The organism is Streptomyces sp. NPDC020422 (genome assembly GCF_044386705.1).
In the GTDB taxonomy this organism is placed as follows: Bacteria; Actinomycetota; Actinomycetes; order Streptomycetales; family Streptomycetaceae; genus Streptomyces.
Window position 1 is genome coordinate 133946 of the sequence record NZ_JBIRVJ010000015.1, and the last position, 12817, is coordinate 146762.

Annotated in this window: 13 protein-coding genes; 11 read left to right on the forward strand and 2 right to left on the reverse strand. The window is 72.6% G+C overall.

Going from position 1 to position 12817, the window contains the following annotated elements:
• Positions 1-156 precede the first annotated feature (156 nt).
• From ACH414_RS32380 to ACH414_RS32395, 4 genes are read left to right on the forward strand one after another with little or no spacing between them, the layout of a single operon-like run.
• Positions 157-1515 carry a sugar kinase gene (locus ACH414_RS32380; protein ID WP_398944627.1) on the forward strand — a complete coding sequence of 453 codons (1359 nt, stop codon included), beginning with the start codon at positions 157-159 and terminating at the stop codon, positions 1513-1515.
• Positions 1512-2282, forward strand: coding sequence for an IclR family transcriptional regulator (locus ACH414_RS32385; RefSeq protein ID WP_382548262.1), 771 nt, complete (start codon positions 1512-1514; stop codon positions 2280-2282). Before ACH414_RS32380 ends, ACH414_RS32385 begins: the two co-directional genes overlap by 4 nt.
• Positions 2279-2689, forward strand: a complete 411-nt coding sequence (locus ACH414_RS32390; protein ID WP_382548264.1) for a RidA family protein — start codon at positions 2279-2281, stop codon at positions 2687-2689. The genes ACH414_RS32385 and ACH414_RS32390 overlap by 4 nt, the downstream gene beginning before the upstream one ends.
• A 47-nt stretch (positions 2690-2736) precedes the next feature.
• Positions 2737-3267: a hypothetical protein gene (locus ACH414_RS32395; RefSeq protein WP_391770152.1), complete on the forward strand. Its 531-nt coding sequence runs from the start codon at positions 2737-2739 to the stop codon at positions 3265-3267.
• A 5-nt stretch (positions 3268-3272) separates the two neighbouring features.
• On the opposite strand, the gene ACH414_RS32400 is transcribed toward ACH414_RS32395, so the two are convergent.
• Together ACH414_RS32400 and ACH414_RS32405 are read right to left on the reverse strand one after the other, a co-directional pair.
• Entirely contained in the window at positions 3273-4616 is a 1344-nt protein-coding gene (locus ACH414_RS32400; RefSeq protein ID WP_398944593.1) for a M14 family metallopeptidase, read from the reverse strand.
• A gap of 211 nt (positions 4617-4827) precedes the next feature.
• Entirely contained in the window at positions 4828-6510 is a 1683-nt protein-coding gene (locus ACH414_RS32405) for a chitinase (RefSeq protein ID WP_398944595.1), read from the reverse strand.
• A 307-nt stretch (positions 6511-6817) separates the two neighbouring features.
• Between ACH414_RS32405 and ACH414_RS32410 the strand changes: the two genes are divergently transcribed.
• The 7 genes from ACH414_RS32410 (at position 6818) to ACH414_RS32440 (ending at position 12806) form a co-directional block, all read left to right on the forward strand.
• Complete coding sequence (locus ACH414_RS32410; protein ID WP_382548272.1) at positions 6818-7708, forward strand: hypothetical protein; 891 nt, start codon at positions 6818-6820, stop codon at positions 7706-7708.
• 92 nt (positions 7709-7800) lie between these two features.
• On the forward strand, positions 7801-8505 hold the full coding sequence (gene cpaB / locus ACH414_RS32415; protein ID WP_382548273.1) for a Flp pilus assembly protein CpaB: 705 nt from the start codon (positions 7801-7803) through the stop codon (positions 8503-8505).
• Between the two features lie 8 nt (positions 8506-8513).
• Positions 8514-9764, forward strand: a complete 1251-nt coding sequence (locus ACH414_RS32420; protein ID WP_382548275.1) for a CpaE family protein — start codon at positions 8514-8516, stop codon at positions 9762-9764.
• A 2-nt stretch (positions 9765-9766) separates the two neighbouring features.
• Positions 9767-10132, forward strand: a complete 366-nt coding sequence (locus ACH414_RS32425) for a TadE/TadG family type IV pilus assembly protein (RefSeq protein WP_382548277.1) — start codon at positions 9767-9769, stop codon at positions 10130-10132.
• Positions 10129-10503, forward strand: coding sequence for a TadE/TadG family type IV pilus assembly protein (locus tag ACH414_RS32430; protein ID WP_382548279.1), 375 nt, complete (start codon positions 10129-10131; stop codon positions 10501-10503). The genes ACH414_RS32425 and ACH414_RS32430 overlap by 4 nt, the downstream gene beginning before the upstream one ends.
• Positions 10500-11846, forward strand: coding sequence for a CpaF family protein (locus tag ACH414_RS32435; protein ID WP_382548281.1), 1347 nt, complete (start codon positions 10500-10502; stop codon positions 11844-11846). Before ACH414_RS32430 ends, ACH414_RS32435 begins: the two co-directional genes overlap by 4 nt.
• A gap of 15 nt (positions 11847-11861) precedes the next feature.
• Positions 11862-12806 (forward strand): type II secretion system F family protein, encoded by a 945-nt coding sequence (locus ACH414_RS32440; protein ID WP_382548283.1) that lies wholly within the window; start codon positions 11862-11864, stop codon positions 12804-12806.
• The last annotated feature ends 11 nt before the right edge of the window (positions 12807-12817 follow it).

Sequence of the window (12817 nt, forward strand, 5' to 3'; positions counted from 1 at the left end):
GATGTGCAACGACCGTTGCGTCTATCGCTCATGGCTGTCTAACATCCGGGCCGACGCCGGGTCAATGGACCCCCACCACAGTGAAGGAGGCCGACGGTGACCGGAACCCCGCCGCCCGTGGACGCTCCGCCGGACGTCGTCTGCCTCGGCGAGTCCATGGTCACCTTCCTGCCCGCCCGGCCTGGGCGCCTCGCCGACGTCCCCTCCTTCACCCGCGCCATCGGCGGCGCCGAGTCCAACGTCGCCTGTGCGCTGGCCGCCGCCGGGCACCGGACGAAGTGGGTGGGGCGGGTGGGGCGGGACGGCTTCGGGGAGCACCTGGTCGCGGCGATCGGCGCGTACGGGGTCGATGTCTCCGCTGTGACGCGCGATCCCGAGCGGCCGACCGGGGTCTACTTCCGTACCGCCACCGACCGGGCGAGCGAGGCGCACGAGGTCGTCTACTACCGCGCCGGGTCGGCCGCCTCCGCGATGTCGCCGGCGACCGTTCCGTACGCCGAGGTCTCGGGCGGGCGGATCCTGCACCTGTCCGGCATCACCGCCGCGCTGTCCGCCTCGTGCCTGGCGCTCGTGCGCGCGCTCACGGCGGCGCGGGGCGCCCGGCCGCTCGTCTCCTTCGACGTCAACTTCCGTCCCGTCCTGTGGGGCGACGCCGGCCGGGGCGGACAGGTGCTCCTGGAGCTGGCGCGCGGGGCGGACCTCGTCTTCGTCGGGGCCGACGAGGCGGAGGCGGCCTGGGGCGTGGGCGAGCCGGAGGCGATCCGGGCGCTGCTGCCGGAGCCGGCCGTGCTCGTGGTGAAGCGGGGCGCGGAGGGGGCCGTCGTGTTCGAGCGCGGCGCCGACACCGCCCGCCCCGCCGGGACGCCGGGCACCCGCGCGAGCACCGGCCCGGTGGGCGACGCCGGCCGCGGTGCCGACCCCGGGGCCGCCGCAGGCCGCAGCCGCGACGCCGGTCCCGTGGCCGGCGCCGGGCGTGGCCCCGGCCCCGGCCCCGGTCCCGGTCCCGGTCCCGGTCCCGACACAGGTCACGGCACCGAAGCCGGACACGGCACCGGCACCGATCCCGAAGCCGGCCGTGGTCCCGGCGCCGGCCGTGGCCCCGAAGCCGGCGGCGGCCCCTACACCGGCTCCGGCGGCGACGCCGGCCGCGGCCCCGGCGCCGGTCCTGTGGCCGGCCCCGGCGCCAGCCGTGGCACCGGTCCCGGTCCCGGCGGCCGCCCCGACGCCGTCCACGTCGTCCCCGCCCCCCGCGTCGACGTCGTCGCCCCCGTCGGAGCCGGGGACGCCTTCGCCGCCGGGTTTCTCTCCGGGACGCTGCGCGGACTCGGTACGGTCGCCCGGGCGCGGCACGGGCATCTGATGGCCGCCGCCGCCCTCACCGTCCCCGGCGACCTCGCCGTGCCGGCCCGGCGCGCCCGCGCCGACCTGCTCGCCGCACTCGACGACAGGGCGTGGGAGACACTGCACCTCGGCCCCGGGTGGACGGGGGACGACCAGGAGGTACGTACGTCATGAGCCAGACCGTCGACCGCGCCCTCAGCATCCTGCCGTTGCTGGCGCAGGGGCCCGCCGACCTCGGCCAGGTCGCCGAACGGCTCGGCGTGCACAAGTCCACGGCCCTGCGCCTGCTGCGCACCCTGCACGAACACGGGCTCGTCTACCGCCAGCAGGACCAGCGCTACCGCCTGGGCGCCCGGCTCTTCGCGCTCGCCCAGGAGGCCGTCGAGAACCTCGACATCCGCGAGATCGCCCACCCCCATCTCGCCGCGCTGAACGAGCGGATCGGGCACACCGTCCACCTCGCCGTGTACGAGGAGGGCGAGGTGCTCTACATCGACAAGGTCGAGAGCCGCTACCCGGTGCGCATGTACTCGCGGATCGGCAAGCCCGTCGCGATCACCGTCGCCGCCGTCGCCAAGCTGCTCCTCGCCGACCTGCCCGAGCCCGAGCGCCGCGCCCTCGCCGCCAAGCTCGACTACCCCCTGTACACGTCCCGTTCGACGCCCCACGCCGCCGCCTTCCTCAAGGAGCTGGCGACCGTACGCGAACAGGGCTGGGCCACCGACCTCGGTGGCCACGAGGAGTCCATCAACTGCGTCGCCGCGCCCGTCCGCGGTGCCGACGGGCGCGTCGTCGCCGCCATGTCGGTCTCCGCGCCGAACGTCGTCGTGACCGCCGAGGAACTCCTCACCCTCCTCCCGCTGGTGCGCCGCACCGCCGAGCAGATCAGCCGCGACTACTCCGGCTCCGCCCCGACGAACGACACCGAGGACAACGCATGACCGAGAAGACCGCCCTCGTCCCCGCCACCCACACCACCCCGCCCGCCAAGTTCTCCCACGGCGTGAAGAAGGGCAACATCCTCCAGGTCGCCGGTCAGGTCGGCTTCCTGCCCGCCGTCGAGGGCCAGCCCCCGACGCCGGCCGGTCCGACCCTGCGCGAGCAGACCCTCCAGACCTTCGCCAACGTCAAGGCGATCCTGGAGGAGGGCGGCGCCACCTGGGACGACGTGATGATGATGCGCGTCTACCTCACGGACGTCGACCACTTCGCCGAGATGAACGAGATCTACAACGCCTACTTCGAGGAGCAGGGGCTCAAGGCCCCCGCCGCCGCCCGTACGACGGTCTACGTCGGCCTGCCCAAGGGGCTGCTCATCGAGATCGACGCACTGGCGGTCCTGGGCTGACGAGGGCCGCCCGCGCCGCTCACAGGGACGTCGGCCATACTTCCCGCGTGGAGCAGAGCACAGGACCCAGCAGCATTCCGCCCCTCCAAGGCGCCGCGGCCGATCCGGCGTTCGTCCCCGGCATCACGGGGCCACGCCCGGACGCGGCGGCAGGACCGGCGGTGAGTGACGGCGACGTACTCGTCGGGGATTCCGAGGTCGGGGATTCCGCGGCCGCGGACGCCGTCGTCGAGGACGCCCGCGTGGAGGACGCCGTCGTCGAGGACGCCGAAGTCCCCGTCCGGGAGGACGGGGACGTGGACGGGCCGGTGTTCGAGGCCGCCGACCGGCGGGCCCGGATCGTCGCCGACGCCGAGGGCGTACGGCTCAGCCTCGACGAGGAGAGCTGCGAGTTCCGCTGGGACGAGATCGGCGCGGTCGAGACCGCGGCGGGGCGCAAGCGGTTCACCGTCACCGTGCACACCCCTGACCGGCGCTGGTATCCGATCGAGATCGACGCGCCGGCCAGGGAGCGCATCGGCGAGTGGGAGTCACAGCTCGACGCCGTGCTGGACGCCTACTTCGACGAGAACGCCTAGCCCGTTCAGCAGTACTGCGCGGCCTTGCCGATCGAGCGGTACATGCAGTCGCTGTTCTCCAGGAGCTGGAGCACGGCGTCCTTGTTGCGGCTGGTCTCCCGCTCGATCACCTCGTCGGGCGGGTAGAAGCCGCCGTTCCAGGAGTCCGTCGGGTACATCTCGAAGGTGTAGCTGAAGATCTTGTGCGCGCCCCAGAGGTAGTCGTCGATCGACCCGTCCGTGATGTAGAGGTCGCTGGACTGCTCGGGGGTGTAGCCGTTGCTCGACGCCATCTTCTGGCCGACCGTGGCGAAGGCGTCGCGGTCGTCCTGGGTCATGCCCGTGGCGGTGTCGGCGTTGGTCCAGCCGAAGGGCCACAGCACCAGTTCGCTGTAGGTGTGGAAGTCGATGCCGGTCTTGATCTGCTGCTTGCCGCCGACGACCCGGGAGCGGACGAAGTCGGCGACGACCTTCACCTCGGGCGCGGACTCGGGGGCGGTGCCGCGGTAGGTCTCGGAGCTCTTGGAGCCGGAGGAGCCGCCGCAGCAGCCCCACTTGTAGTCCCAGTTGCGGTTGAGGTCCGTACCGACGTACGAGGAGCCGGAGTTGGGCTGCCGGTTCTTGCGCCAGCTGCGGTAGGAGCCGCTGGCGATGTCGTACTCGCCGCCGTCCGGGTTCAGGTCGGGGACGATCCAGATCTCCCGGTTGTTCACCATGTTGGTGATCCGGGAGTCGGTGCCGTAGCCGGCGCCGAGCTCGCGCAGCAGGTAGAGCGCCATCTCGACGGTGAGGTGCTCGCGGGCGTGCTGGTGGTGGGTGAAGAGGACCTCGGGCTCGTTCTCGTCGGTGGCGACGTTGTCGCTGACCTTGATCGCGATGATGTCCCGGCCCTGGTACGACTTGCCGATCACCCGCTTGTTCATGATGTTCGGGTAGGCGGCGAGGCGCTGGTCGATCTCGGCGTTCATCTCCGCGTAGTTGTGGTACTTCGCGTCGGCGGAGGGGAAGTCGAGCGGACCGAGCGCCGACTTGGCGCTCTCGCCCCGGTCGGGCGGGGCGGGCAGGGCGACGGCCCGGTAGCCGAGGCTCTTGAGGTGGGCCGCCTGCTGCGCGTTGGCGCTGACCACGACGTGGCCGGCGTCGACCTCGTCGATGGAGACGCCGGTGGCGGCGAGGGCGGTGCGTTCGGCGGGGGTGGCGGGTCCGGCGATCTCGTACTGCCGGATCACCTCGTCCCCGCCGCGGGTGACGGCGGTCGGCGCCGGGTCGGCCCCGGCGGGTGTCGCGAGGGCGGAGAGCGGCGCCGCGAGGGCGAGCGCCAGCAGGCCCGCGAGTGCGGCGGACCTTCTTCCGCGGATACGGAGTCGCATGCTGTCTCCTGGGTGGGGAGTGTGGGGGAGTGCGACAGACGGTCGTGCGGTGGTGACATGGTCCGGCCATGACATGGACCGGTCAAGGAGTGGAGTTCGGCCATATTCTTCCGCCCCCGGACCCCGGAAACGGCGCAGCGCCGCCGGGGAAGCGGCGGCGCTGCGGGGGATTCCCCCGAAGGGGGGAGGGTCGGTCGGCGGTGTGCGGGGGTTACGGCAGGCCGTGGACGTGCGGGCCGACCGCGTTCGACCAGGCGTTGCCGGCCGTCGCGTCCCAGTTGGTCGACCAGGTCATCGCACCGCGCACGTTCGGGTAGGTCTTCGACGGCTTGAAGCTGCCGCAGCCGGTGCCCTTGGCGAGGCAGTCGAGCGCGTTCTTCACGATCTGCGGGTCGACGTAGCCGCTGCCCGCGCCGCGGGGCGAGGCGGGGACGCCGAAGCCGATCTGGGAGGCGTCGAGGCCGCCCTGGAGCTGGATGCAGGCGAGCGCGGTGAGGAAGTCCACCGAGCCCTGGCTGTAGACCTTGCCGTCGCAGCCGAGCATCGAACCGCTGTTGTAGTACTGCATGTTGACCACCGTCAGGATGTCCTTCACGGCGAGCGCGGTCTTGAAGTACTCCGTCCCGGTCGACTGCATGTCGATGGTCTGCGGGGCCATGGTGAGCACCAGCGACGAACCGGCCTTGGCGGACAGCTGGCGCAGCGCCTTGGTCAGGTACGTGGAGTTGATGCCGTGCTCCAGGTCGATGTCGACGCCGTTGAAGCCGTACTCCTGCATCAGGGCGTACGCGCTGTCGGCGAAGGCGGTCGCGGAGGCGTCACTGTTGATGGTGACGTTCCCCTTCTCGCCGCCCACCGAGAGGATGACGGACTTGCCGGCCGCCTTCTTCGCGGCGACGTCGGCCTTGAAGTCGGCGGTGGAGGCGTAGCCGACGGCCGGGTCCAGGTTGAAGGTGATCTGGCCCGCGGTGGCCGTGGCGTCCGCGAAGGAGACGGCGATGATGTCGTACTGCGCCTGCACGTCCCGCAGCTTCTGCACGGTGGCGCCGTTGTCGAAGTTCTGCCAGTAGCCGGTCAGGGCGTGCTTGGGCACGGCCGGTCCCGGGCCGGGGTTGGTGACGTCCGCGGTCCGCGCGGAGACCGCGGCCGACTTGGCGGACTCGCCCGCGGCGTTGGTGGCCGAGACCTGGAACTGGTACGTGGTGCTCGCGGTCAGGCCGGTGACGGTGGCCGAGGTCCCGTTCACCGTGGTGGCGAGGGCGCCGTCCTTGTAGACCTTGTAGCCGGTCGCGTTGGAGACCGCGCCCCAGCTCAGCGGGACCGACGAGGAGGTGGGGGTGCCCGCGGCGAGGCCGGTGGGGGCGGTCGGGATCGTCGGCTGCGGATCGGTGCCGCCGCCCCCGTCGGGCCCGAAGACGCTCACGTCGTCGACGGAGTACGCGGCCGTGCCGTACCACCCGTGGGTGTAGATCTGCACGGATGTGGTGTTCGCTCCCGTGGTGAAGCTGGTGGTCAGCTGCTTCCAGCCGGTGCTGTCCGGGGTCCAGGTGGAGACGTCGGTGGTGCCGGTGCCGGTCGCGCCGAGATAGGTGTAACCGCCCTGCACCCAGGCGCTGAGCGTGTAGGTGGAGCCGGGCTTGACCGTCACGGTCTGGGTGCACCTGGCGTTGTCCTGGCCGGCCGGGGTGGCCCGCAGGGCGCCGGCCCCGGTGCGCACCGGCGAGGAGACGACCGTGCCGCTGCCGGCGGAACAGGACCAGTTGGCGAGGCCGTTCTCGAAGCCGGCGTTCTTGGCGACGTTGACGTCGGCGGCCTGCGCGGTGCCGGTGCCGCCGACGAGGACGAGCCCGGCGCCGACGGCGAGCGCCAGCGCGGCTCTGGTGGTGCGGTCCACTTGCTGCCTCCGGGGGGAGTGGGGGAGCGGGGAGGGGCGGCCGTACGCCTTCGTACGGAGGTGCGGAACGGTGGCCACCGTCGGGGGAACAAGCTGGTCCAGACCAATTGGGTTGTCAAGACCTCTGGCAGGAAACGCAGTTCAGGGACGCCTGCTCGGAGCCGCCTGCGCCGGCTGCCCGCTCCGATCGAGAAAGTGACGGAGCTTGAAGGATTGTGTGTTCACCACTCCAGTGGCCTGGATACAGTGCAGAGGCGGTAACGCTGCGCGTGCAGCTAGTGATCATTGAGGGATCGGGGGAGCCCGCGTGCCGACAGCGATTGCGGTCACCAGCCCCGACCTGGTGCTGCCCCCCACCGACCCGCAGACACCCCCCGCGGCCGTGCTGCCCGGACCCGAGACCCGGTCCCTCGACGCCTCCCTCGCCGACGTCCAGCTCCTGCTCGAACGGCACGGGCATGTGATCGTGGTCTGCCCCACCTCCGCACCGCCCGCGACCGAACAGCGGCTGCACGCCGTCCGCTCGCTGCTCGAATCCGACCGGATCGCGATCGTCAGGACCGCGCTGCCGCCGCTCGGCGCCGCCGTCCTCGTGCGCCAGCTGCGCCAGCTCTCCGCCTGCGACTTCAGCCCCGGCGTGCTCGCCTCCGCCGCCCGGCTGCTCACCCACTACGTGTACGCGGGCGCCGTCCTCGGCTCCGTCGCCAAGCTGGACCGCGTTCCCGTCGGTCTCACCTCGCACGTCAAGGGCTGGCTCCCCGGCGCCCAGTTCGGCGTCCTCGCCGGGCCCGTCGCCGAACTCGTACGGATCGGATCCGGGGCCGCGTCCGGCGGCGGCTCCGGGCGGTCCGGTGCCCCCGCGCTGCTCACCGGGCCCGAGTTCACCACCGACCTCGTGCTCGCCCGCGGCCAGCTCCAGACCGAGTGGCCGACCGCCACCCTCGCCCCGCACTGGCAGGTCCGCGCCGTCCAGGAGACCACGCTGCCCGAGTCCTCGCCGCACTGGTGGGGCACGGGCAAGCTCGTCGAGTTCGCCGCCCACCTCGCCGACCTCCCCGTCCTGCACCAACTGGTCGCCTCCGTACGCCGGGAGACCTGCCACTGGTGCCGGATGGAACTCATCGGCGACCGCTGCGGCTTCTGCGCCGCCCCGCTGCCCACGGCCGAACCGACCACGGCGCACCCCATGTCCCGCTAGCGAAGCCCCCTTTCCGCCCCCGTTCCCGTCCGCCCCGTTCCCGTCCGCCCCCGTCCGTCGCGCGACCCGTCCACGATCGAGGTAGTACGGCCATGAACTCCCGCCAGCGCCGTGGTGTCATCCTCCTGCTGCTCTCCGTCCTGTGCGCCCTCGGCGCCTTCGCCGGCGTGCTCTCGGTGATCGGCGACGTGAACTCCAAGGTCGGACCCGAGGTCACCGCGTACCGCGTCAAGGGCGACATCGAGCCCTACACCGCGCTCGGCCCCGGCCGCTTCGAGAAGATCACGATGCCGGAGCGCTGGCTGCCGTCCACCGCCGTCACCGACCTCCGCCAGATCGAGGGCAAGATCGCCGTCACCACCCTCAAGGCCGGCTCGCTCCTCCAGAGCGACATGATCGTCAAGCGTCCCGCGCTCGAACCCGGCCAGCAGGAGATCGCCATCATGATCGACGCCGCCACCGGAGTGGCCGGCAAGATCACCCCCGGCGCCACCGTCAACATCTACGCCACCTTCGCCGGCGAACGCGGCGGCCAGGCCGCCCAGTCCAAGATGATCGTCGCCGGGGCGCGGGTCATCGACGTCGGCGAGCTCACCGCCCTCACCCCGAACCGCGAGGACCGCAACCGCGCCACCGAGGCCGTCCCCATCACCTTCGCCCTCTCCACCGTCGACACCCAGCGCGTCGCCTACGCCGAGTCCTTCGCCCAGCACGTCCGGCTCGCCCTCGTCGCGCCCGGCGGCGGCACCCCGCCCGACCCGCGCGACCGCACCTACACGCTCGACAAGGACAAGTGAGGCCCCGCATGACCACCAGGATCCTGCCGGCGGTCGGCGACCCGGACGCGGCCCGCGCGGTCACCACCCTCATCGGCCAGCTCCCCGACGCCGAACCCGCCGACCCCGTCGCCGACTCCACCCAGCTCGTCGACACCCTGGCCCGCCTCGCCGCAGCCTCCCTCGACGAACTCCCCGAGGTCGTCCTCGTCCACGAGCGGATCGGCCCCGTACCCGCCCTCGAACTCATCCGCGAGGTCGCCCTCCGCTTCCCCGCCGTCGGCGTCGTCCTCATCACCGCCGACGCCAGCCCCGTGCTCTTCTCCGCCGCCATGGACTCCGGCGCCCGCGGCCTCGTCACCCTCCCCCTCGGGTACGAGGAGCTCGCCAGCCGCGTCCAGGCCGCCGCCCAGTGGTCCACCGGGGTCCGCCGGCACCTCGGCGCCGGCACCGACGCCCTCACCGGCCCCGGCGGCCGGGTCGTCACCGTCAGCGGCGCCAAGGGCGGCGTCGGCACCACCGTCACCGCCGTCCACCTCGCCCTCGCCGCCCGCGCCTCGGGCCACACCGTCGCCCTCGTCGACATGGACCTCCAGGCCGGGGACATCGCCTCCTACCTCGACGTCCAGTTCCGGCGCTCGCTCGCCGACCTCGCCGCCGTCGACGACATCTCGCCGCGGGTCCTCCAGGACGCCGTCTTCCTCCACGAGACCGGTCTCAGCCTGCTCCTCGCCCCCGCGGAGGGCGAGCGCGCCGAGGAGGTCACCGACCGCTCCGCGCGGCAGATCGTCAGCGCCCTGCGCACCCGCTACGAGGTCGTCGTCGTCGACTGCGGCACCCACCTCGACGCGGCGAGCGCCGCGACCGTCGAGATGGCCGACACGGCCCTCCTCGTGACCACCCCCGACGTGATCGCCGTACGGGCCGCCAAACGGGCCGTCCGGATGTGGGACCGCCTCCAGGTCCGCAAGCCGGAGGAGACCACCATGCTGGTCAACCGGCACCACCGGTCCACCGAGATCCAGCCGCCCCTCGTCCAGAAGATCACCGGCACCCGGATGGCCGGGGTCACCGTCCCCGCCCACTTCAAGGAACTCGCCGCCCATGTGGACGCCGGCCGCCTCCACGACCTCGACGCCCGCTCCACCGTCAAGCAGGCGCTGTGGGCGCTGGCGGGGGAGCTGGGCCTGGTGAAGACGGCCGCCGCGCCGGGCCGCGAGCTCGTCCGCGCCGCCGACCGGGGCGCGCTGGGACTGCGGCGGCGCGGGGCGGGGAGATAGGCGTGCGCGGGCCGTGGCGGGACGACCGGGGGCAGGTGGCCGTCGAGTTCGTCGGCATGCTGCCGCTGATCCTGCTCACGCTGGTGCTGCTGTGGCAGTGCGTGCTGATCGGGTACACGTACACGCTGGCAGGGAACGCGGCGGACGAGGCGGCGCGGGCGTACGCCGTCGGCGACGACTGCCGGGAGGCCGCCCTGCGCAACCTGGACGGCGCCTGGGCGTCCGGCGCCGGCGCGGACTGCGGGCACGACGACGGCCTCGCGCACGCCCGGGTGAGGCTGCGGGTCCCCGTGCTCTTCCCGGGCGTCGGCAGCTTTCCGTTCGACGTGACGGGCGAGGCCGGGGCCGTATGGGAGGGGGAGCGGTGACGAGGCGACGCGCGCGCCGGGACCGGGGCCAAGTGGCCGTCGAGTACCTGGGCTTCCTGCCCCTGCTCCTGCTGATCGGTCTCGTCGGCGTGCAGCTCGGCATCGTCGCCTACGCGGCCCAGCAGGCGGGCACGGGAGCGCGGGCGGCGGCGCGGGCGGACAGCGTCGACGACCCCGGATCCGTACCGGGCGGGGAGACCGCGGGACGAGCGGCGATGAGCGACTGGATCGCGGGCCACAGCAGCTTCGATCCGGCGGGGTCCGGGAGCTGGAGCGTCACGGTCGACATCCCCTCCCTCATCCCCTTCCTGGACATGCCGAGCGTCACCAGATCGGCGACCATGCCCGTGCCCGAGGAGGACCAGCCATGAGCCTGCGGGCCCGCATCAGCCACCCCGAGGAGCACGGGGCCGGGAGCGGCGGACGGGAGGACGGGCACCTGGTCGCGTCCTTCCGGGCCAAGCTCCTGGAGGAGATCGACCTCACCGAGATGTCCGCGCTCGCCGCCGCCGAGCGCCGGGCGCGCCTGGAGCGCGTCCTCGGGCACATCATCAGCCGCGAGGGCCCGGTGCTCTCCACCGCCGAGCGGGCCCAGCTGATCCGCCGGGTCGTGGACGAGGCGCTCGGGCTCGGCGTACTCGAACCGCTCCTCGAAGACGCCTCCATCACCGAGATCATGGTCAACGGCCCCGACCAGATCTACATCGAGCGGGCCGGCCGCGTGGAGCTGCTGCCGCTGCGCTTCGCCTCGCACGAGCAGCTGATGCAGACCATCGAGCGGATCGTGTCCACCGTCAACCGGCGGGTGGACGAGTCGAATCCGATGGTCGACGCCCGGCTCCCCTCCGGCGAGCGCGTCAACGTCATCATCCCGCCGCTCTCGCTCACCGGGCCCACGCTCACCATCCGCCGCTTCCCCCGGGCGTACACCCTGCACGAGATGATCGGCCTGGGCTCGCTCGACGAGCAGATGCTGCTGCTGCTCTCCGGGCTCGTGCAGGCGAAGTTCAACATCATCGTCTCGGGCGCGACCGGCACCGGGAAGACCACGCTCCTCAACGCCCTGTCCGGGCTGATCCCGGACGGCGAGCGGGTCATCACCATCGAGGACTCGGCCGAGCTCCAGCTCCAGCAGTCCCACGTCATCCGCCTGGAGGCCCGCCCGCCCAACATCGAGGGCCGCGGCCAGGTCACCATCCGCGACCTCGTCCGCAACTCGCTGCGCATGCGCCCCGACCGGATCGTGGTCGGCGAGGTCCGCGGCGGCGAGACCCTCGACATGCTCCAGGCGATGTCCACCGGCCACGACGGCTCGCTCGCCACCGTGCACGCCAACTCGGCCGAGGACGCGCTGATGCGGCTGCAGACCCTCGCGTCGATGTCCGAGGTCAAGGTCCCCTTCGAGGCGCTGCGCGACCAGATCAACAGCGCCGTCGACGTCCTCGTCCAGCTCACCCGGCACCCCGACGGCACCCGCCGGGTCACCGAGATCGCGATCCTCGCCTCCGACGGGCCCGAGCGCTACCTCCTCGCCACCGTCTGTCGATTCCTGGCCCGGCCCCTCGCGGCCGACGGGCGGGTGTACGGGGAGTTCGCGTACCACCCGCTGCCGCGCCGGGTGGCCCAGCGGCTGTACATGGCGGGCCAGCCCGTCCCGCAGGCCTTCGGGGTTGCGGCGGACGACGCACAACTGGCCGTGCGGGAAGCGAAGTAGGGAAGGAAGACCGACGTGAATCCGACTCTGCCGACCATCGGGGTGGCGCTGCTCGCCTGCGTCCTGGCCGTGACCGGCATCCATGCGTACGCGAGCGGGGCCGCCCGGCGGGCCGAGCTGATCGCCCGCCTGTCGGCGACCGGCGAGTCGGACGAGGAACGCCTGGGACGGCGCAGGCGCCCGTTCCGGGGCATCGACCGGCGCGTCCGCCGTACGGCCTTCGGACGCAGGCTGGAGCTGCGCATCTCCGCGACCGGCCTGGACGTCACCCCGGGCGAGTTCGTGGTGTACATGGCGGCCACGGTCACCGTCCTGTGGATCGCCGGGCAGGCGCTGCTGTCGCCGTTCTTCGGGCCGATCTGCGGCTTCCTCGGCGTATGGGTGGCGATGGGATTCCTCAACTGGCAGCGCCAGAAGCGCATCGAGCGGTTCATCAACCAGCTGCCCGAACTCTCCCGGATACTCGCCAACGCCACCCAGGCAGGCCTCGCCCTGCGGATGGCGCTCTCGCTCGCCGCCGACGAGCTGGAGGCCCCGGCCGGGGACGAGCTGGCGAAGGTCGCCCGGCAGCTGGCCGTCGGCACCTCGATCGACGACGCGCTGGGCGAGCTGGCCGAGCGCCTGCCCTCGCGCGAACTCGTCGTCCTGGTCACGACGCTGGTCCTGGCCAACCGCGCCGGCGGCACGGTCGTCTCCTCCCTGCGCAACCTCACCGAGACCCTGGAGGAGCGCAAGGAGACCCGGCGCGAGGTCCGCACCCAGCTGTCGCAGGTGAGCCTGACGGCGTACGCGGTGCCGGTCATCGGCGTCGGCTCGCTGCTGCTCATCGACAACATGCAGCCCGGGGCGCTGGACCGGATGACGGGCTCGGGCATCGGGCAGCTGGCCGTGGTGATCGCCCTGGGCCTGTACGGGGTGGGCTTCCTCGCGATCCGCCGCTTCTCGAAGATCGACGTGTAGGGGCGTGGTGA